This is a genomic window from Microbacterium sp. MYb54, from assembly GCF_002979515.1.
GTDB lineage: Bacteria > Actinomycetota > Actinomycetes > Actinomycetales > Microbacteriaceae > Microbacterium.
The window spans coordinates 284262-304900 of sequence record NZ_PCPA01000001.1 but is presented as its reverse complement, the minus strand read 5'-3'; the positions used below and the strand labels follow the sequence as shown (position 1 = coordinate 304900).

At 66.0% G+C, this 20639-nt stretch carries 20 protein-coding genes; 4 read left to right on the top strand and 16 right to left on the bottom strand.

The window, feature by feature from the left end; all coding sequences use genetic code 11:
• The first annotated feature begins 33 nt into the window (after nucleotides 1-33).
• Entirely contained in the window at nucleotides 34-2106 is a 2073-nt protein-coding gene (locus tag CQ040_RS01440; protein ID WP_258131194.1) for an alpha-1,4-glucan--maltose-1-phosphate maltosyltransferase, read from the top strand.
• A complete protein-coding gene (gene glgB, locus CQ040_RS01435) occupies nucleotides 2103-4307 on the top strand; it encodes a 1,4-alpha-glucan branching protein GlgB (protein WP_105525436.1) in 2205 nt (734 codons plus the stop codon). Before CQ040_RS01440 ends, glgB begins: the two co-directional genes overlap by 4 nt.
• A 79-nt stretch (nucleotides 4308-4386) precedes the next feature.
• On the opposite strand, the gene CQ040_RS01430 is transcribed toward glgB, so the two are convergent.
• Nucleotides 4387-5310: a tetratricopeptide repeat protein gene (locus tag CQ040_RS01430; RefSeq protein ID WP_105525437.1), complete on the bottom strand. Its 924-nt coding sequence runs from the start codon at nucleotides 5308-5310 to the stop codon at nucleotides 4387-4389.
• The gene (locus CQ040_RS01425) at nucleotides 5307-7253 is read right to left on the bottom strand and encodes a glycosyl transferase (RefSeq protein WP_105525438.1); all 1947 of its coding nucleotides are present in this window, start codon (nucleotides 7251-7253) and stop codon (nucleotides 5307-5309) included. Before CQ040_RS01425 ends, CQ040_RS01430 begins: the two co-directional genes overlap by 4 nt.
• Before the next feature lie 180 nt (nucleotides 7254-7433).
• Here CQ040_RS01425 and CQ040_RS01420 point away from each other — a divergent pair, with 180 nt between their 5' ends.
• Complete coding sequence (locus tag CQ040_RS01420) at nucleotides 7434-8495, top strand: AI-2E family transporter (protein ID WP_105525439.1); 1062 nt, start codon at nucleotides 7434-7436, stop codon at nucleotides 8493-8495.
• 18 nt (nucleotides 8496-8513) lie between these two features.
• Here CQ040_RS01420 and CQ040_RS01415 read toward each other — a convergent pair whose 3' ends face one another.
• The 9 genes from CQ040_RS01415 to rpsB form a co-directional block, all read right to left on the bottom strand.
• Nucleotides 8514-9236, bottom strand: a complete 723-nt coding sequence (locus CQ040_RS01415) for an alpha/beta hydrolase (RefSeq protein WP_181156685.1) — start codon at nucleotides 9234-9236, stop codon at nucleotides 8514-8516.
• A complete protein-coding gene (locus CQ040_RS20955; RefSeq protein ID WP_105525440.1) occupies nucleotides 9233-9520 on the bottom strand; it encodes a hypothetical protein in 288 nt (95 codons plus the stop codon). Before CQ040_RS20955 ends, CQ040_RS01415 begins: the two co-directional genes overlap by 4 nt.
• A 9-nt stretch (nucleotides 9521-9529) precedes the next feature.
• The gene (locus CQ040_RS01405) at nucleotides 9530-10168 is read right to left on the bottom strand and encodes a lytic transglycosylase domain-containing protein (protein ID WP_258131195.1); all 639 of its coding nucleotides are present in this window, start codon (nucleotides 10166-10168) and stop codon (nucleotides 9530-9532) included.
• A gap of 96 nt (nucleotides 10169-10264) precedes the next feature.
• Nucleotides 10265-10843 (bottom strand): DivIVA domain-containing protein, encoded by a 579-nt coding sequence (locus CQ040_RS01400; RefSeq protein WP_105525442.1) that lies wholly within the window; start codon nucleotides 10841-10843, stop codon nucleotides 10265-10267.
• Complete coding sequence (locus CQ040_RS01395) at nucleotides 10843-11988, bottom strand: phosphatidate cytidylyltransferase (protein ID WP_105525443.1); 1146 nt, start codon at nucleotides 11986-11988, stop codon at nucleotides 10843-10845. Before CQ040_RS01395 ends, CQ040_RS01400 begins: the two co-directional genes overlap by 1 nt.
• A gap of 5 nt (nucleotides 11989-11993) precedes the next feature.
• Nucleotides 11994-12548, bottom strand: coding sequence for a ribosome recycling factor (gene frr / locus CQ040_RS01390; RefSeq protein WP_105525444.1), 555 nt, complete (start codon nucleotides 12546-12548; stop codon nucleotides 11994-11996).
• A 68-nt stretch (nucleotides 12549-12616) separates the two neighbouring features.
• Nucleotides 12617-13333 carry a UMP kinase gene (gene pyrH, locus CQ040_RS01385; RefSeq protein WP_017830711.1) on the bottom strand — a complete coding sequence of 239 codons (717 nt, stop codon included), beginning with the start codon at nucleotides 13331-13333 and terminating at the stop codon, nucleotides 12617-12619.
• Between the two features lie 91 nt (nucleotides 13334-13424).
• Entirely contained in the window at nucleotides 13425-14252 is an 828-nt protein-coding gene (gene tsf, locus CQ040_RS01380) for a translation elongation factor Ts (RefSeq protein ID WP_028501965.1), read from the bottom strand.
• A gap of 44 nt (nucleotides 14253-14296) precedes the next feature.
• Nucleotides 14297-15247: a 30S ribosomal protein S2 gene (rpsB, locus tag CQ040_RS01375; protein ID WP_028501966.1), complete on the bottom strand. Its 951-nt coding sequence runs from the start codon at nucleotides 15245-15247 to the stop codon at nucleotides 14297-14299.
• A gap of 306 nt (nucleotides 15248-15553) precedes the next feature.
• Between rpsB and CQ040_RS01370 the strand changes: the two genes are divergently transcribed.
• A complete protein-coding gene (locus CQ040_RS01370; RefSeq protein WP_105525445.1) occupies nucleotides 15554-16075 on the top strand; it encodes a murein hydrolase activator EnvC in 522 nt (173 codons plus the stop codon).
• Between the two features lie 30 nt (nucleotides 16076-16105).
• On the opposite strand, the gene CQ040_RS01365 is transcribed toward CQ040_RS01370, so the two are convergent.
• The 5 genes from CQ040_RS01365 to CQ040_RS01345 all read right to left on the bottom strand — a co-directional run bounded on the left by CQ040_RS01365 (nucleotide 16106) and on the right by CQ040_RS01345 (nucleotide 20608).
• Nucleotides 16106-17008, bottom strand: coding sequence for a tyrosine recombinase XerC (locus tag CQ040_RS01365; RefSeq protein WP_105525446.1), 903 nt, complete (start codon nucleotides 17006-17008; stop codon nucleotides 16106-16108).
• A gap of 64 nt (nucleotides 17009-17072) precedes the next feature.
• A complete protein-coding gene (gene dprA, locus CQ040_RS01360; protein WP_105525447.1) occupies nucleotides 17073-18266 on the bottom strand; it encodes a DNA-processing protein DprA in 1194 nt (397 codons plus the stop codon).
• Nucleotides 18263-19792 carry a YifB family Mg chelatase-like AAA ATPase gene (locus tag CQ040_RS01355; protein ID WP_105525448.1) on the bottom strand — a complete coding sequence of 510 codons (1530 nt, stop codon included), beginning with the start codon at nucleotides 19790-19792 and terminating at the stop codon, nucleotides 18263-18265. Before CQ040_RS01355 ends, dprA begins: the two co-directional genes overlap by 4 nt.
• Nucleotides 19789-20151 (bottom strand): YraN family protein, encoded by a 363-nt coding sequence (locus CQ040_RS01350; RefSeq protein ID WP_105525449.1) that lies wholly within the window; start codon nucleotides 20149-20151, stop codon nucleotides 19789-19791. The genes CQ040_RS01355 and CQ040_RS01350 overlap by 4 nt, the downstream gene beginning before the upstream one ends.
• Nucleotides 20152-20281: 130 nt before the next feature.
• Nucleotides 20282-20608, bottom strand: coding sequence for a DUF2469 family protein (locus CQ040_RS01345; RefSeq protein WP_017204525.1), 327 nt, complete (start codon nucleotides 20606-20608; stop codon nucleotides 20282-20284).
• Nucleotides 20609-20639 lie beyond the last annotated feature (31 nt).

The following is a 20639-nucleotide window of genomic DNA, read 5'->3' as shown; positions in this document are numbered from 1 at the left end:
CCCGCTACCTCGTCAGCGCGGTACATTCGGGGTGTGGCTGCACGTGCTGGTACTCGGTCCTCGGCTCTTCGGAGCCCCGCTCAGATCCCGGCGCGCGCGCTCGGCGACGCAGATGCGCCCGGTTCGCTGCTGACGACCCGCATCCCTCTGCTCCACCCCTTACCCACTGTTCCCGGCGGGTTCCCGCCGAAGGCATTCGTAGGCGAGGTCGTTCCGTTCAGCGTGGTCGCGTTCCGCGAGGGGCATGACGCCATCGGGGTACACGCGCGACTCACGTCGCCGTCGGGAGACGAGAGTCTGCATCGACTGTCTCCTCGCAATGACGGCACCGACACCTGGTCGACCGATGTCGCGCTCGACGAGCAGGGCGCGTGGCTCTTCCGTTTCGAGGCGTTCTCCGACGACTTCGCGACCTGGGCACACGCCGCAGAACTCAAGGTGGCCGCCGGCGTCGATGTGCCGGTCATGGCGGCGCTCGGTGCCGATCTGCTCACACGAGCCGCCGCGGAGAAGGATCGTCCTGCGGCGCAACGGAAACGGCTGCTCGCCGATGCCGCCTCGCTGCGCCACGGCGATGCGGCGACGACCATCGCAGTGTCGACGGATCCCGCACTGGCGCAGATCTTCCGGGAGCGCCCTGTGAGCACCATCCGCTCCGTCGCTCCGGCACAGACGTTGAACGTCGACCGCGTCGCAGCAGGTGTCGGCGCTTGGTACGAGTTCTTTCCCCGCTCCGAAGGTGCCAGACGCCTGAAAGACGGCACGGTGAAGAGCGGCACTTTCCGCACGGCGACGAAGCGCCTGCCCGAGGTCGCCGCCATGGGATTCGATGTGGTGTACCTGGTGCCGATCCATCCGATCGGCGCCACGAACCGCAAAGGGCGCAACAACACCCTGACCACCGAGGTCGGCGACCCGGGATCTCCTTACGCGATCGGCGCGGCAGAGGGCGGACACGACTCGATCCACCCCGAGCTGGGCACTGCGCAGGACTTCCGTGCCTTCGTGCGCGCCGCACGGAAGGAGGGGCTCGAGATCGCGCTCGATCTCGCTCTCCAGGCCTCCCCCGACCACCCCTGGGTGAGTGCGCATCCGGAATGGTTCACGACTCTCCCTGACGGCACGATCGCCTACGCCGAGAACCCGCCGAAGAAGTACCAGGACATCTATCCCCTGAACTTCGACAACGATCCCGCCGGCATCTACGCCGAGATGCTGCGGGTCGTGCTGCACTGGGTGGCGCAGGGGGTGAAGATCTTCCGCGTCGACAACCCGCACACCAAACCGCTGCAGTTCTGGGAGTGGCTCATCGCCGAGGTGAACGCGGTCGACCCCGATGTGATCTTCCTCGCCGAGGCGTTCACCCGACCGGCAGTCATGCGCGCGCTCGCCGCCGTGGGCTTCCAACAGAGCTACAGCTACTTCACGTGGCGAAACACCAAGGCCGAGCTCGAGGAGTTCCTCACCTCGGTGTCTCACGAGACCTCCGACTACATGCGGCCCAACCTCTTCGTGAACACACACGACATCCTCACCGAGTATCTGCAGTTCGGGGGTAGAGCCGCTTATCGCATCCGCGCGTGCATCGCGGCGACGGCCGGTCCCGTCTACGGCGTGTACGCCGGATACGAGCTGTTCGAGAACGTCGCTCGTCCCGGCTCCGAGGAGAACATCGACAACGAGAAGTACGAGTACAAGTTCCGGGACTGGGCGGGTGCAGAGGCCCGTGGAGAGTCCCTTGCTCCCCTGCTGCGGCGGCTCAACGAGATCCGCGCCGCACACCCCGCACTGCAGCAGCTCCGTAACTTCCGGGCGCACTGGAGCGACGACGACGCGGTACTCGTCTACAGCAAACATCTGGCCTCGCCCTTCACAGCCACGGGACAGGCGGACACGATCATCGTGGTGGCCAACGTCGACCCGCACTCGGTTCGCGAGACGACGGTGCACCTCGACACCACCGTGTGGGGCGTGCCTCTCGGGGAGCCGTTCGAAGTCGAAGATCTCCTCACCGGTGAGGTATGGACTTGGAGCGACCACAACTACGTGCGGCTCGACGCCTTCGCCGAGCCGGTACACATCCTGAAGGTGAGGGAGCGATCATGAGCTACACAGAAGACGTCGCCGCATCCACCGAGTGGGAGGCGATCTCCTCAGCCACGCATCACGATCCGCACTCCGTGCTCGGAGCGCACGCACGCAAAGACGCCGCAGATCGCACCGTCACCGTGATCAGAGTCCGACGTCCGCTGGCCGCGGCCGTCGCGGCTGTCTTCGGCGACGGGACCAGGCTGGAGCTCACCCATGTGGCGCACGGCATCTGGGAAGGTCAGCACAGCGGTCCCCCAGTCCCCTACCGCATCGCGACGCGATACGCGGACGACGACGAGACGGTGTCCGGCGATCCCTACCGCCACCCGCCGACCCTCGGCGATCTCGATCTGCATCTGATCGCGGAGGGACGTCACGAACGCCTCTGGGACGCGTTGGGGGCGCATCTGCGCACGTTCGATGGGGAGATCGGCGTCTCGTTCGCCGTGTGGGCGCCGAACGCCACAGCCGTCCGTGTGGTCGGTGACCACAACGACTGGAGCGGCGAGGCCCACGCCATGCGCTCGATGGGCGTCAGCGGCGTCTGGGAGCTCTTCATCCCCGGCCTCCCGATCGGAACCCGCTACAAGTATCAGATCCGCACACGAGACGGCGCATGGATCCTCAAGGCCGACCCGATGGCCCTCGCCGCAGAAGTACCACCCGACACGGCGTCGATCGTGGCAACCTCCGCGCACTCCTGGTCGGACGGCGCGTGGATGACCAGACGGGCTGCCACGCATGCGGTCGCCCAGCCGCTGTCGATCTACGAGATCCACGTCGGCTCCTGGCGCGAGGGGCTCGGCTATCGCGAGATCGCGGATCCGCTGATCCAGCACGTGACCGACGCGGGGTTCACCCACGTCGAGTTCATGCCTTTGGCCGAGCATCCGTTCGGCGGATCGTGGGGCTACCAGGTCAGCGGCTACTACGCACCCACGAGTCGATTCGGCAGCCCCGACGACCTGCGGTACCTGATCGACCGACTGCATCAGGCCGGTATCGGGGTGATCATGGACTGGGTCCCCGGCCACTTCCCCAAGGATGCCTTCGCGCTCGCGCGCTTCGACGGCCAGCCTCTCTACGAGCACCCGGATCCTCGCCGCGGGGAGCACCAGGATTGGGGAACGCTCATCTTCGACTACGGGCGTCCCGAGGTTCGCGGGTTCCTGGTCGCCAACGCCCTGTACTGGCTCAAGGAGTTCCATGTCGACGGGCTCCGCGTCGACGCCGTCGCCTCGATGCTCTATCTCGACTACTCGCGCGAACCCGGCGAATGGGAGCCGAACATCCATGGTGGTCGCGAGAACCTCGAAGCGATCCGCTTCCTGCAAGAGGTCAACGCCACCGCTTACCGACTCCACCCGGGAATCATGATGATCGCCGAGGAGTCGACGAGTTTCCCCGGAGTCACCGCACCGACCGATCACGCCGGTCTCGGCTTCGGCTTCAAGTGGAACATGGGCTGGATGAACGACTCGCTCCAGTACATCTCGCGCGACCCGATGTACCGAGGTCACCACGAGGGCGAGATGACCTTCTCCTTCGTCTATGCCTTCGGTGAGAACTACCTGCTGCCGATCAGCCACGACGAAGTCGTGCACGGCAAAGGCAGTCTGCTCACGAAGATGCCCGGTGATCACTGGCACAAGCTCGCCAATGTGCGCGCGTACCTCGCCTACATGTGGGGCCACCCCGGCAAGAAGCTCCTGTTCATGGGCCAGGAATTCGGTCAGCTCGCCGAATGGTCAGAAGGCCGCGAGCTGGACTGGTGGCTCCTCGATCAGCCATCGCACGCGCAGCTGCAGGATTTCGTAGGGGTGATGAACCGCACCTACCGCGCCCAAGCACCACTCTGGGAGCGCGACAACGATGGCTCATCGTTCAGTCGGCTCGGTGCGCCGAGCTGGGATCCGACGGTGATCGCATTCGAGCGACGCGACGCGCACGGTGGACGGCTGGTCGTCATCAGCAACTTCGCCGGCGTGGAGCGCACCGGGCACCAGCTCGCGCTGCCACGGGAAGGTGTCTGGGAAGAGGTGCTCAACACCGATGCCTCAGACTATGGCGGACGAGGGTCCGGAAACCTCGGCATGGTGTTCGCGCGTCCTGCGGAGAGTGGGTCCGCGATCGCGACCGTGACTCTGCCTGCGCTCTCGACGCTCTGGCTGCGCCATCAGCCCGACCCACACGTGCCCACCGTCAACCACGGGTGATCCGACGATTCGTCAGGTCGCTCCAGAAGCGCTTGCGCGCGCCAGAACAGCTTGCGAGGTCTAGAACGGCTTGTAAGGTCTAGAACAGCAGAGACGACAGACGGTTCCGCGCTGAGACTACCCGCGGGTCGTCCGCACCGATGAGACCGAACAGCTCGACCAGACGCTCTCTGACGGGCGTGCGCTGGTCGGAGGGCAGCTGTCCGAACAGGTCGAGCAGTCGCCCGAACGCGTCGTCGACGTGTCCGCCGGCAAGGTCGAGATCTGCCACGTCGAACTGCGCCTGGACGTCGAGGGGATCTGCTGCGGCAGCCGCTCTGGCTGTCTGCAGATCAAGTCCCTGAACACGGTCGAGGAGACGCACCTGGCCCAAGCCCGCACGAGCTTCCTCATCGCGCGGGTTCTCTGCCAGGGCTTTCTCGTAGGCCGAGATGGCGGCGACATAATCGCCGACCTCGATGGCTGCGAATGCTTCGGCATGCAGAGGGGGGAGTTCGGGCTCGGCGGGCGGCTCGGGCGCTTCCCCCTCCTGCGCGACCGAGAGCGATCCGGTGACGCCGTTCTGCGAGGCCACCTGGAGAAGCTGAGCGAAGACATCGCGCACCTGCTGCTCCGGGACGACACCGGTGAACATCGGAACGGGCTGCCCAGCGATAAGCGCCACGACCATCGGGATGGACTGCGCGCGGAAGCTCTGGGCCAGTTGCGGATTGGCGTCGACGTCGACCTTCGCGAGCAGCACACGTCCGCCGAGCTCGCGGGTCACCTTCTCGATGATCGGGCTCAGCTGTTTGCACGGCCCGCACCACTCCGCCCACAGGTCGATGACGACCGGGACGGTGCGCGAGAGCTCGAGGATCTGCCCGAACGTCTCATCGGTCGCGTCGACCACGACATCGACGACGCTCGGAGCCGGCGCGCCCTCGTCCGGTGTCGCCGGGCGGTTGCGGAGGCTCGACAGGTCTACCGCGCCGCGCAATGCGGCCGGAGAGATCTCACTCATTTGATCACCTTCACGGACAAGAGATCCTGGGCAGCTGCCAGGAGTCTGATCTGCTCCGTCGATCCCTTGGCTGGGACCGAGAAGAACAGTTGGAACTCGTAGGTCGTCTCGACGCCCTTCGCGGACTCAGTCGCATCGGTGAGTGCCTTGGCCTGGGCGTTGTCACCGAACCGGATGGACACATCTTCTCCGGTCGGCGTCACGGTCTCGGTGTCGGTGAGCGTGACCGCCACGATCGCACCACTGTCGAGAGTCGTCATCGAGATGGGGGCATCAGTCGTCGGCGCCATATCGAACGCAGCCTTCGAGGTGTCGGCGGCGCCCTTGTCCGCGAGCCCCTGGACCACGAGCTGACGGCTGTCGGTGATCGTCTTCGCGTACTTCAGAGCCAGATCATCGAACATCGCGTAAGACGCGCTCTGCTCCCCTTGGTCAACGACATCGGCGAACGTCGCAGCGAGGTCGGCCGGCGGAATCGTGAGGAACGCGGAGTCGGATGGAACGAGAGACGTCCCGAGCCAGGAGGCCGCGACCTCGGGGAAGACGGCATCAGCGGACATCTCGGCGATGTTGGAGACCTTGTAGTTCGACCACGGGTCGGCCTGAGTCATCGTGAGGACGACCGGCGGCACGGTGTCGTCGCCGGTCTTCGACAGCATGAGCACGGTTCGAGGCCACTGGTCGGTCGCCTCGGGGAGCACGACCTCGACCTCATCGGTCGGGATCGCTTTGGGAGGCACCGTATCCGGGAGCTTCGTACGAAGGGCGTATTCCGTGGTCCTGGCAGCAAGCGCCGGGCCTTCGAAGCGAGTCGACAGAAGGTCGAGATCGAGTGCCGCGTCAGCCTCGCTAACGGTTCCGGCGAGCGTCTTGAGAATGCGCTTGGCCTGAGCCTCGGTCACAGCCGGCGGCTTCTGATTCTCGGGCGCGATCACCGTCGGGCTCGGAGACGGCGTGGGCGAGGCAGAACCCAGCTGCGGCCAGGAGTCAGACGAGCACCCGGCGGCGAGAATCGCGGTGAGTCCGAGAACCGGAAGCACCAGCATGCGCCGACGGCGTCGCGACGGAACAGCACGCATGGAGCGCTTCGAGTCGGGGTCTTTGCTCTCGTCCACGATCTCTGCCTCCTCGACGTCTCCTTCTGACGGAGCGGCAGAATCGTTGGGAGGCTCTGTGGCAGCAGCCCCGGACTCTTCGATGGCGGCGCGCTCCCCCGGAGGAAGCGCGGCGACATCGATCGGCTCCGTAGCCGGAAGCGGGCCCGGCCCCTTGCGACGGGGGCCGCGTCCACGGCGCTGGTGACGGATCGCGAGCACGTACAGGATGAGCCCGAACAGCAGCACGATGCCGCCTGCGACCATCAGAGGTCCGGCCCACGGCGTCGAGTTGTCCAAGGGCCAGGAGACCACGATGTCGTCCGGCGCATCGGCGGTGCCGTCGTAGGCGATCAGCAGGCTGGTGCCCTCGGGGAGCTGCATGTTCTCGGCGGTGAGCCGATTCTCTTCGGCGAACGAATCGAGCCAGAGGTCTGAGCCGCGCGGGTCGCGCCCTGCGGACTCCGAATCGGATGCGTCCCCCTCACCACCGTCGCTCGGAGCTTCGGTGGCATCAGCGTCGGCGGACGCCGTGACGTGCTCGACGTCCAGATCGCCGTTCTTGCCCATCGTGACGTGGTTGTAATCGGAGTCGGCGAGCCAGGCCTCCGTGTCAGCGGTGCGACCGTAGCTGCCGAAGATCTCGCCCTCGCCCCGAACGATCAGGGTCTGCGCACCAGGGTTCGCCCGAAGGACGTCGCCGTCCATGAGCACGAACGGCGCAGGTTCGTCGATCTCGACCTGGGTCTGCTGGGACGCGGGCCCCATGAAAATGGTGCGCTGGGCGATCCCCGCCCCGATCAGCACCGCAGCAAGCACGAAGGCCACCACGGCCCATACGAAACGCACGAATAGTCTCCTCACGCATCACCGGCATCTGCCTGCGACACAACACTCGACATTTCAGACTAGCGAAATCAGCTGTGTGTTGCCCACGAGCAGATGCAGTGCGCTCGGGCTCGGCACGTCGCCGGTGCCATTTCGGGCCGTCTCGATAGCCTTGCTGCATCCGTCTCGAGGAGTCGATTCATGAAGATCCACAATCCCTTCCGCACCGCCCTGGTGGCGACGCTCGGCGTGGGGTTGGGAATCCTGCTGATCAACAGCGTGCAGAATCTCTCCACGGTGCTGCTGTATCTCGGCACGGCTCTGTTTCTGAGCCTCGGCCTAGACCCGCTCGTGTCTTTCCTAGAGCGGCGACGCCTCCCCCGCTGGGCGGCGGTCCTCGTGACGATCGTCGCAGTGCTCGGAATCTTCTCGGGCATCGTTCTCATCGTGCTCCCGGTGCTGGTCGACCAGATCTCCCAACTGATCGCCCAGATCACGGCGATCGTTCAGCGCGGCACCGCGATCGACGACCTCAAGCAGTGGATGACGGATGCGTTCCCCAACCTCAGAGTCGACGACGTCTTCAGCTACGTCGAGAACTGGCTCACCACCAATCTCACCGAGATCGGCGGCTCGATCGGTCAGGGCTTCCTCGTGGCGAGCGGTGCCGTGCTCAGCGGACTGTTCGGCGCATTCATCGTGCTCATCCTGACCATCTATCTCACGGCTTCCACTCCCTCGCTCAAGCGCGCGGTCTACCAGCTGGCCCCGGCGTCGAAGCGTGACCGCTTCATCGATCTGTCGGAGCAGATCACGGATTCGGTCGGCTACTACGTGATGGGACAGGTGACGCAGGGTGTGATCAACGGCGTGCTCAGCGCGATCTACCTGTCGATCATCCAGGCGCCGTTCCCCGCAGTCCTCGCGGTCGTCGCGTTCTTCTTCTCGCTGATCCCACTCGTCGGCACCTTGACCGGCTCCACGATCATCGTGCTGGCATGCCTGATCCCGGGTCTCGGCTCCCCCGCGACGGCGATCGCAGCAGCGATCTACTATCTGATCTACATGCAGATCGAGGCGTACATCATCTCGCCGCGCATCATGAGCCGGGCCGTGTCGGTACCGGGAGCCGTCGTCGTAGTGGCCGCACTTGCCGGCGGCAGCCTGCTCGGGCTACTGGGGGCACTCATTGCGATCCCGGTCGCCGCCAGCATCCTCATCATCTACCGACAGGTACTCATCCCCCGGATGAACGAGCTCTGAGCCCGTCTCGCAGGCCGCTCAGTCCGCAGCCGGCCAATGAGTGGCAAGCGGCAGCGCAGACGGGTTTACCGCGGCGACGATCTCCGTGAGCACACGACGGGTCTGCGTCTCGCCTACCCACAGGTGCTTCCCGCCCTCGACCGCGATCAACTGCGCATGTGGGATGGCGGCGAATCGTTCACGGGCTTCATCCGGACGCAGGTAGTCATCCAACTCCGGCACCAGGACGATCACGGGGACGTCGGTGGTCGCCCAGGCAGCGACCTCGTCGGGCGTCGCACGGTGCAGAGGCGGTGAGAGCAGGATGATGCCCTCGATATCGTGCTCTCGTCCATACTTCAGGGCAAGCTCGGTACCGAACGACCAGCCCAGGAGCCAGGGACGCGGGAGCGCGCGCTCACTGACGAACTCCATTGCGGCAGCGACATCGAACAGCTCTGCGCCCCCGCCGTCGAAGGACCCCTCGCTCGTCCCGCGAGGAGACGTGGTTCCTCGTGTGTTGAAGCGCAGGACCGCCAGGTCGGCGAGAGCCGGGAGCCGGGCGGCTGCCTTACGGATGATGTGCGAGTCCATGAATCCGCCGGCGGTGGGAAGCGGGTGCAGGGTCACCAGCGTCGCGACCGGCTGAACCGTCTCAGGCTCGGACAGTTCGCCGACGAGCGTCAGGCCATCGGCCGTCGTCAGCTCGATGTCCTCACGCCGGGCCGGAAGTTCCAGCGGTCCTCGAATCTCGATACTCATGCCAGTCTCCAACAGTGTGTGTGCCAATGCCGGCGGGCGGCGAGGTCGGCGGCATCGCCCAAGACGCCGTCTGCGCGCCAAGCGACGAGATGAGCTGTGCCGGCCTCGATCGCCCGGCTGCAACCGGGGCAGATGTACTCCTTCTGCGCCTGGGCCGCGGAGACCGGCTGGACCGTCCACTCACTGCCTCGGCGGGTCTCAAAACGCTTCCACCCGGCTATGAGCCGATCCAGCGAGTCTTCGTCGTCAGGGCGCGCCGGAGGGCGTCTGCGGGAGCGTGGCATCGTGCCTGCTCACCACCAGTGGTTGTTGACCCAGAAGTTGTACGCGCCCGCCCAGCTGCCGTAACGACCTGTGGCGTAGCCTGTCGCCCAGCGCAGATTGTCGACGGGGTTGTAGCCGTTGCCAGGCACCTTGCTGCACGGCAGAGCCTGCACGAGACCGCAGGCACCGGAAGACTTGTTGGTGGCGTTCGGGTTCCAACCGCTCTCACGCGTGACCACGTAGTCGACGTACTGCCAATCGCTCTGCGCGATACCAGCCGCTGCCATCCACTCTGCGGGAGCGCCTCCGCCCGTGTACGGGGGAAGGGATCCGCCAGAGGAGCCGCTGCGCGGCGCTGCCGCGGCCGTGGGAACCGGCTCGGGCGGGGGCTTCGGCTTCACATACACATCGAAGTTTCCGCGGACCAGCGGCGTGATGTCTGCACCCTCGACGGTGACCGTGAGGTTCTGAGTGTCGGCGAGAGCCAGCGAGTATGCAGAGTCCGGAGCATCAGCCTGCGCGGGCGTCGCCAGCGCTACACCGGTCGGCGCCACCAGCGCTCCCGCGAATCCGACCACCGCGATGGCGCTGAAAACACCGACGACCCCGCGCCGGCGTGACCAGCGGCGAGTGCCCGTTCGCGCCGAACCAGCATTCGCTGCGGGCACCAGCGAAAGTTCGTTTCGTTCGAGATTCATGTCGTTTCGGGAGTTCACGATGAAGGACAGTCTACGCAAAGGTGCCTGAATCGACCATCAGGAATCTCAGCGAACGGCGAGAATCACATCGATGGTGGCGTCGAGGAGGGCATCGACCTGCTCTTCACGGTATCCGCCGCGCTGCATCCGGAACGCCGCTGAGCGCAGCTGCTCGACGGTCAGCGCGTCGCCATCGCGGAGGTATCGGACGATTCGCGTCGACACGTGATCGACCTCATCGATGCGGTAACCGAAGGTGAGGACGCCGGTGCGGGCGAAGCGATGACGACGTGGTCGCGCCAGGTGATCCAGGATGGTCTGCGCGTCGGATCTCGCCTGCTCGACCCACACGCCGGCGCCCTGTGCACGGACGACACGCTCGCGCTCCCGCGCGGCGAAGGCATCTTCGACTCGACCGAGCGCGGCATCGACATCTGCGACGACGTAGCCGCCCTTCACGAGAGGAAACGAAGCGGTGCGCACATCGTCGGCGCTGAGTTCATCTCCGCCAGCCTCGAAGGCGCGACGCGCTGACGCGAGAAAGGTGTCGACAGCAGCGCGGTGATATCCGCGGACACGTCCAGAGGTCAGCGCGAACGCGGCCGGCGCCTGAGCCGTCTGTTCGTCGAGCTGGTTTTCGGTCATCACAGAACCACCCAAGGAGAGAGGAGGAAGTACAGACAGAGCGCAGGGATCGTCGATGGCAGGATGCTGTCGAGCCGGTCGAGCAGCCCACCATGACCCGGCAGCCAGGAACTCATGTCCTTGATGCCGAGATCGCGCTTGAGCATGGATTCGCCGAGGTCGCCGAGTGTCGCGGACAACAGGATCGACGCTCCGAAGATCAGGCCGGTCCACCACGGCAGTTCGAGGAGGAAGATCGCCAACAGAACACCGGCTGCGAGCGATGCGGCCACGGCACCGCCGAACCCTTCCCAGGTCTTCTTCGGGCTGATCTTCGGTGCCATCGGATGACGTCCGAACGCCAAGCCCGCGGCATAGGCGCCCGTATCAGCGGCGACGGCGATCGCGATGAAGCTGAGCACCCACCACTCTCCGCCTTCCTGCTTGAGCAGGATGAGCGCGATGCCCGCGAGGAAAGGCACATAGACCTGCACGAAACCGCTGATCACGGCATCCGCCAGCACGTCGCCGTAGGTTCGCCCGTCTTTCACGACCATCTGCGCGATGAGACGCCAGACAATGACGAAAGCGACAGCAACGAACAGCATGACCCAGCAGAGCCATGGTTCTGCGAAATACGCCGAGAGCACCAGGAATGCGGCTGCGATCAGCTGCGGAACGACATCGATCCGTCGTCCGGAGCTCCGCAGAGCCCTGGAGAGTTCGTACACACCCAGTAGCGCGGCGGCGAGGGCGAACGGAACGAACAACACCTTGAAGAACAACAGCGATCCGAGCAGCGCCGCACCGAAGGCGAGACCGATCAGGATCGCCAGGACGAGGTCGCGGCCCGTGCGCTGCTTGATGCGTTCGTTGGCCTGATCCAGCTGGTCGCGGGCATGCGAGACGTGACTGCCGAGTTCATCTCTCGCAGCCCGCCACTGTTCACGGATCGCATTGTGATCCGCCGTGTCGAGTGGACTCGCACCGATCGGCGCCACGCCATCCGCAGACACCGGAAGATCTGGTCGCGGCGGAACCGCGGCAGCGTCGAAAGCGGGGAACGCCGCATCCACGAGCGGGACGCCGTCGGAAGACGTATCGTCGCGTGCGTCAGCACGCGGGAACGGCTTGTCTCCCTCGGCGTCTCGCGTTTCGTCGGACATCCTGACTACACCTCGAGGAGTTCGGCCTCTTTGCGCTTCAGCGCGTCATCGATGAGCTCGACGTGCTGACGTGTCAGCGCGTCGAGCTCCTTCTCCGCGCGAGCGATGTCATCCTCGCCGAGCTCGCTCTTGAGCGCATCCAGCTCGTCCTTCGCCTTGCGACGGATACCACGCAGGTGCACCTTCGCGTCTTCCGCCTTGGTCTTGACGAGCTTGACGTACTCCTTGCGACGCTCAGCGGTCAGCTCGGGCATCGTCACGCGAACGAGGTTGCCATCGTTCGTGGGGTTGGCGCCGAGGTTGGGCATGTCACGAAGAGCCTGCTCGATCGCCTTCAGCGCAGACTTGTCGTACGGCGTGATGATGAGTGTACGAGCCTCCTGGTTCGCCAGCGATGCGAGCTGGGCGATCGGAGTCGGCGTGCCGTAGTAGTCGACAAGCACCTTCTGGAACATCTGCGGGTTCGCACGACCGGTGCGCACCGTGGAGAAATCCTCCTTGGCAGCTTCGACCGCCCGGTTCATACGAGTGGTGGTTTCAGCGAGGACGTCCGCGATCACGGTGACTCCTATCGTCGGGGTGTTCAGCAAATTCTACCGGGCGAAGTCGTCTCCGCCGTGTCACACGCTCAGGCGGTGACGAGGGTTCCGATGGGCTCACCGAGCAGCGCACGCGTCACGTTGCCGGCCGGTTCCATGCCGAACACGCGCATGTCCATGCTGTTGTCCATGCAGAGGCTGAAGGCGGTCGAGTCGACGACCTTCAGACCACGCTGCAGAGCGTCGCGATAGGTGACGCGCTCGATGCGCTCCGCATCGGCGTGCTTGTTGGGGTCTGCGGTGTAGATGGCGTCCACGCCGTTCTTGGCGACGAGAACCTCATCTGCACCGATCTCGAGGGCACGCTGCGCTGCCACGGTGTCGGTGGAGAAGTACGGCAGACCGGCGCCAGCTCCGAAGATCACGACGCGCCCCTTCTCGAGGTGGCGCTCCGCGCGGCGCGGGATATAGGGCTCGGCGACCTGGGTCATCGAGATCGCCGACTGCACACGGGTCGCGGCGCCGGCCTGCTCGAGGAAGTCCTGCAGGGCGAGGGCGTTCATGACCGTCCCCAGCATGCCCATGTAGTCGGCACGTCCGCGGTCCATGCCGCGCTGGCTCAGTTCGGCACCGCGGAAGAAGTTGCCGCCACCGACGACGATCGCAACCTCGACCCGATCGACTGCTGCGGCGATGTCACGTGCGATCTGCGAGACCACATCGGGGCTGACACCCAGCTGCCCTGCGCCGAATGCCTCGCCGGAGAGTTTGAGAAGGACGCGGCGGCGTCCAGTGCGTTCAGTCATGGTGGGTGTCCTCTCGTCCCGATTCAAGATAGTGCCTTCTGGGCATGAAGAAGGGGTTCGGATCTTGGCGATCCGAACCCCTTCGACCTTGCTACGCGCCGACCTTGAAGCGCGCGAAGTCCGTCACGGTGATACCGGCGTCCTTCGCCACCTGGGCGACAGAGAGCTTGTTGTCCTTTGCGTAGTCCTGCTCGAGCAGGGCGACCTGCTTGATGAACGCGGACACGCGACCCTCGACGATCTTCGGGAGAGCCGCTTCCGGCTTTCCTTCGTTGCGGGAGATCTCGGTGACGATCTCGCGCTCCTTCTCGACGGCGTCCGCAGGGACATCCGCGCGAGAAAGGTACGACGGGTTCGCGAACGAGATGTGCTGGGCGATGCTGCGCGCAGTCTCCGCGTCATCACCCGAGTAGGCGACGACGACGCCGATCTGCGGCGGCAGGTCCTTGCTCGTGCGGTGCAGGTAGACCTCTACCTTGTCGCCGGCGATCGTGCGCACGCGGCGCAGCTCGACCTTCTCGCCGATGATCGCGGCCTCTTCGGAGATGACCTGCTCGACGCTCTTGTCACCGGCAGATGCGGCGAGAGCAGCGTCGACCGAGTCGGCCTTGACTGCTGCTGCAGCGTCGGCGACCTTGTCGGCCAGCGCGATGAAGCGCTCGTTCTTCGCGACGAAGTCGGTCTCGCAGGCGAGCTCGATGAGCGTCACAGCGCCGTCCTGCTCGCGAGCGACGATCAGTCCCTCGCTCGTGGAACGGTCAGCGCGCTTCGCGTTGCCCTTCGCACCCTTGAGACGCAGGATCTCGGTGGCCTTCGCGACGTCTCCGTCAGCCTCCTCGAGCGCCTTCTTGGTGTCGACCATTCCGGTACCGAGCTGCTCACGCAGCGCCTTGAGGTCAGCGATGGTGAAGTTGGCCATGTGTGGTGGCTCCTTGCTTCGTTATGTATGTGTGAACGAGGGGATTACTTGGCGTCGGCAGCCTCGGCGGCGGCGACCTCAGCGGTCTCCTCACCGGAAGCGGCGGCGATCGCCTCGTCGTGTGCCTCAGCACCGGCCTCGTCGGCAGCGGTCTCGTCGGCAGCGGGCGTCTCGACGACAGCGGCCTCGTCTTCAGCCGTCACGATCTCAGCAGCGTCAGCGGACTCCTGGACCTCCTGGGCCGGAGTCTCGAGGAGCTCCTTCTCCCAGTCGGCGAGAGGCTCGGCGTCGCCCGTCTCCGGGTTGTGCTTCTGCTGCAGGCCCTCGGCCGCAGCGTCGGCGATGATGCGAGTCAGCAGCGAGACGGAGCGGATCGCGTCGTCGTTGCCGGGGATCGGGTACTGGAAGTCGTCCGGGTCGGCGTTCGTGTCGAGGATGCCGATCACGGGGATACCGAGCTTCTTGGCCTCATCGATCGCGAGGTGCTCGCGCTTGGCGTCGACGACCCAGATGGCCGAAGGCGTCTTGGTGAGGTTGCGGATACCACCGAGCGACTTGTGCAGCTTGTCGAGCTCGCGCTTCTTGAGAAGCAGCTCCTTCTTCGTGAAGCCGCTGTTCGCCGGGGTCTCGTAGTCGAGCTCCTCGAGCTCCTTCATGCGTGCGAGACGCTTGGAGATCGTCTGGAAGTTGGTGAGGAGTCCACCGAGCCAGCGCTGGTTGACGAAGGGCTGGCCCACGCGGGTCGCCTGCTCGGCGAGGATCTCCTGCGCCTGCTTCTTCGTGCCGACGAAGAGGATCGTGCCACCGTGGGCGACGGTCTCCTTGACGAAGTCGTAGGCCTTGTCGATGTAGCCGAGCGACTGCTGAAGGTCGATGATGTGGATGCCGCTGCGCTCGGTGAGGATGAAGCGCTTGACCTTCGGGTTCCACCGACGGGTCTGGTGTCCGAAGTGCACGCCGCTGTCGAGCAGCTGGCGGATGGTGACCACAGCCATGGTCGTCTCCTGGTTCTGGCGCATATCTGCGCCGTTGAGGTTGCAAGCCGATCGGATGATCGGACTTCCTGGTGCCCGGCTCACACCCGCCCGCTCAGAGAGAAGGACCTGTGGGAGTGGATGCCGCGAGATGAATCGCTTTGGGCACGCGTAGTCACCTCGATTTCGAGGTGCTCCCCCAGCATACAGGATCGTGCACCCGCACTCGCCCTGCACCTCGTGGCGTCATCCTGACTTTCTCCCGGCGGGCAGGCATCCTCACGCCCCCTGTGCTCACGACCGAAAGCAGATGGGCAGACTTCCGGCATGCGCGTCTTCTCGCTCCCCACGGTCCGCACCCTCGCGACGATCGTTGTCGCCCTCGCCACGATCCTTCTTCACGCGGTCGCGGCTCCACCTGAATCAGTCGACTGGCCCCGCTGGCGCTGGCCGCTGACAGGTCAGCACAGCGTTGTGGCCCCGTACCGGGCTCCTGCGCACGAGTACGGCCCTGGCCATCGCGGAGCTGACCTCGCGGCGTCGCCCGATGCGGTGGTGCTCGCCCCGGCCGACGGGGTCGTCGCCTTCAGCGGAACAGTCGTGGATCGCCCACTCCTGACCATCGAGCATGCGGACGGTCTCGTGACGACCTTCGAGCCTGTTCGATCTGCGCTCCGTCCTGGCGACTCCGTGTCGGCTGGTCAGGAGATCGGGCTCGTCTCTGTCGGCGGCCATACCTCGGCGGGTGCACTGCACATCGGTGTCCGACATGACGGCGACTACGTCAATCCGATGCTGTTCTTCGGCGAGGTGCCGCGAGCGATCCTTCTCCCCTGTTGCGCCGGGTAGTGATCGACCGGATGTCTGCTGGGCGTCGGATCAGGCCCTCGGATGGGCAAGCCGGTAAGTGGCGGTCAACCGCTCAGTCGAGACGTGTGTGTAGATCTGAGTCGTGCCGAGGCTCGCGTGGCCGAGAATCTCCTGCACGGCTCGCAGATCGGCGCCTCCGTCGAGAAGGTGTGTGGCCGCGGTATGGCGTAACGCATGTGGTCCGATCGTCTCGGCGCCCACGATCGGAGCGAGGACCCGGGCGACGAGTTCGTACACCGTGCGCGGTCCGATCCGAGCGCCGCGGCTTCCCAGGATGACGGCCGAGGTATAGCTGCGCGATCTCTCCACGAGAGTGGTTCTGCCACGACGAAGGTACGCGCTCAAGGCATCCCGCGCGGGCGCGCCGAACGGCACGACGCGCTCCTTCGCCCCCTTGCCGAGCACACGCGCGGTGGCACGGTCGAGGTCGAGATCGTCGATGTCCAGTCCGCAGAGCTCGGAGACGCGAATCCCTGAGCCGTAGAGCAGTTCGAGGATCGCGTGGTCCCGCAGTGCAATCGGGTCGCCCTCCTCCGCGGCGTCGCGGTGGGCGTCGAGCAGGCCGGACATCGCCTCTCTCGAGGCGACGGTGGGCAGAGTCCGTCCCTTCTTCGGCGCGACGAGTCGGAGGCTCGGATCATGTTCGACGAGCGCTTGCTCGTGCGCCCAGCTGAAGAACGCGCGGGCTGTGGCGGAGCGGCGGGCCAGCGTGGATCTCGCATCACCGCGCTGCGTCGCCCGCCACAGCCAATCCCGCAGTACTTCAAGGTCCACCGCCTCAAGTGGGATACCACCTGCTGATGCGTCGAGGTCGCGCAGGTCGGAGCGATACGCCTTCACGGTCGCAGGCGAGAGCCGACGCACCCGCTCCAGGTGGTCGGCGAACGCCTCTGTCGCGGCCGCGAGATCCATGGTCTCAGCTTGCCCTCGCCTGAGAGGTCTTCCCGGACGCCTCGCCGTCACGACTCCCGGAGCTTCATCGCGGCCGTGTCTGCGGAGCCCGACGCCACCCCCGATCATCGTGCGCGACATCTCCCTCCAGATGCAGAAGCCCGAGCAGGGCACGTACTCGGTTCGGCGACAGGCCAGACCTTCGCGCAACCTCTTCGACCGACAAGCCTGACCTCGTACTCATCGCATCGAGGAGTCGAACGCGATTCGGGTCATGTTCGACATGTTCCGCCGGTGGCTCGACGATCTGCCCCCACAGCTCCCGCACCTCGCGAGCGGAGGTGACGCACTGCGCGTCATACTCGCGCAGGAGACGATGACAGCCGGCCGACGTTGTGGAGGTCACGGCGCCCGGAACCGCGCCGAGAGGACGCCCGAGGGTAGCCGCGTGGGCTGCAGTGTTCAACGAACCGCTGCGCCAGCCGGCCTCTACGACGACGGTGGCCTGACCCAGCGCCGCGATCAGGCGGTTCCTCGCGAGGAATCGCCACTTCGTCGGTGCCGCACCGCAGGGCGGCTCGCTCACCAACGCCCCCTCGTCGGCGATCTGTCGCAGGAGCGTCTGGTGTCCGGCCGGGTAGGGGCGGTCGACTCCCCCGGCCAAGAACGCGACCGTCGCGCCTTGAACGCCGAGCGCGGCACGATGTGCGACGCCGTCGATCCCGTAGGCACCGCCCGACACGATCACCGCCCCGCTCGCTGCGAGATCACCGGCGAACTCCGACGCGACGTGCTCGCCGTAACCGCTCGACGCCCGCGCACCGACGATCGACACCCGGGGTACACGGCTCAGCAGCTCGGCGCGACCGCGCACCCAAAGCGCCGTCGGAGCGCTGGGACCGAGATCTCCGAGGGACTCGGGCCAGAACTCGTCTCCGGGGATGATGAGCTGCGCACCGACATCGGCCGCTCCCCGCAGAGCGTCGTCTACAGCCTTGATGTGCAGCCGGGGACGCCACCGAGTTCGGGCCTCGACGAGTGCGCGCGTCGCGGAAGCGCTCCCGACGCCCGGCGAGAGCAACGAGGCCGAGTCACCCATCGCCAGCGACAGCGCATCTTCTGCACCGAGCGACTCGATCAGCGCGCCGGCAACCGCGTCGCCAGGCTCTGCGATCACTGTCCACGCGGCACGCGCGACGCAGTCGCGGATGTCATCGCCTGGGTGGATGCGCCGGATGACGGCGACGACTTCGGCATCGGCGAGCAGGGTATCGATCATCGCGGCAGCCCCCTCCGCAGATGAAGTGCGCGTCCGATCTCGTCGATGCCGGGGCGGTCGAGCTCAGCCAGGTCAGCCATCGTCCACGCGACGCGGAGCACACGGTCATAGCCTCGCAGTGTGAGCGCGCCACGCTCGAGTGCGCGGTCCAGCGGCGAGCGGGTGGTCGGCGGGAGGCGCAGAGACCCCTGACGCAGCCGGGTCCCCGGCACATCGGCGTTGCGTCGCCACCGAGTGCTCCTCCATCGATGACTCGCCCGCTCCCGAGCGGCCGCGACGCGGATACGCGCATGGGCCGTCGTCGTGTCTGCTCTCGCTTCACCCATCGCACGTGACGCGGCGACGCGACTGACCTGCAGATCGATGTCGATGCGGTCACGGAGCGGTCCCGACAGCCGCGAGGAGTAGCGCCTGATCGACATGGGCGGACAGATGCACTCCGCGCCACGGACCCCATGGTTTCCACAGGGGCAGGGATTCATCGCGAGCAACAGCTGGAACCGCGCGGGAAACGTGGCAGTGAACCCCGCGCGGTTCACCTCGATCACACCGGACTCGAGTGGTTGCCGAAGCGCATCGAGGGCGACCCGGGAGAACTCCGCTGCTTCGTCGAGGAACAGCACACCTCGATGGGCCCTGGCGATCGCTCCCGGCCTTGCGACGCGTGATCCTCCGCCCACGAGCGCTGCGACAGACGCACTGTGATGCGGCGCCTCGAGCGGTGGCAGCGTGTCCAGCACAGCGACAGACTCACCGCTGAGGGAACGCACGGACGCGACCTCGAGTGCCTCCTGCTCACTGAGCGGCGGCATGACGCCGGGCAGCCTGCGGGCGAGCATCGTCTTGCCTGCGCCCGGAGGCCCGCTCAGAAGCATGTGGTGCCCGCCCGCCGCAGCCACGATGAGCGCTTCCACCGCCTCTTCCTGCCCGACGACGTCGGCGAGATCGAGCAGTTCCCGATCGCGGTTCGTCGCTGCCTGCCCCTCGACGGCTTCGACGTCTGGTGCTTCGACATCGGCGCCGTGCCAGACGGCGACTTCCGCCAGCGACGATGCCGCTCGCACCTCGACACCCGGCACCAGCTTCGCTTCTGCTTCATTCCCCCGCGGTACGATCACCCGTTCGAATCCGGCGCTTACGGCCGCGAACACCGCGGGGAGGACTCCGGGAACAGGCCGGATTCGACCGTCGAGCCCGAGCTCGCCGACATGGACGGTAGCTGCGATCGAGCGCGGATCGATCAATCCGGCGGCGGCGAGGGAGGCGACTGCGACCCCGAGATCGAACCCGGCCCCGTGTTTGGGAAGACTCGCCGGAGACAGGTTGACGGTGAGCCGCCGCCGAGGCAGGTCAAGTCCGGCGTTCTTGCAGGCGTTGTGCACACGCTGCACTGCCTCCCCCAGCGACTTGTCCGGCAGCCCGATGATCCGGAACTCGGGAGTCTGATTCGACATGTCCGCCTCGACCTCGACGAGATGCCCGTCGACCCCGGTGAGTGCGACCGCCCAGGTGCGCGCGGTGCTCATGCGATGTCCACCAGATGCTCGAGCGCACCGACGAACGGGTCAGGTCCGACGATCCCGATCGCCTCCAGCCGAAGGACGCGACCACGAGCGGCATCCGGGTGCTCGGCGATCCAGGCCTGTGCGAGTTGCCACAGTCGACGGAGCTTGCGCCGGTCGATCGCCTCGAACGGGTGCCCATAGGCGGCCGTTCGTCGTGTCTTCACTTCGACCACCGCGAGATGACCGCCGCACGAGGCGACGATGTCGATCTCACCTTGCGCACAACGCCAGTTCCTGGTGAGCACTGTGTAGCCATTGCCCGTCAGGTGCTGCGCTGCGCGCTCTTCCCCTGCTCTGCCGAGTTCATCCTTCGCTGCCATCTGCCCAGCATCACGCGGGTTCCGAGCTGGCGGATCCGTTATCGCGGCCGTCGTGCGGGCGTTGGGGAGAAGTCAGCTCTTCGCCTTCATGTGGAGAGCCGTCACCGCGATCGCCTGGAGGGCGAGGCCATCACTCTCCGTCGAGCGAGAGCTCCTGCGGGAGCTCGAACTCCCGGCGCTGCAGCTCCTCGACGTTGACGTCTTTGAACGTCAGCACGCGCACAGCCTTCACGAAACGGTCGGCACGGTAGATGTCCCACACCCAGACATCGCTCATCGAGATCTCGAAGTAGAAGTCGTGCTCGGTGTCACGGCGGACGACATTGACCTCGTTCGCCAGGTAGAACCGGCGCTCGGTCTCCACGACGTACTGGAACTGCGACACCACATCCCGGTACTCCCGGAACAGTGCCAGCTCGAGCTCGCGGTCGTAGTCGTCGAAGGCTTCCTCATCCATGATCTCTCCATCCTAGAGTCGTGGGCGCTGC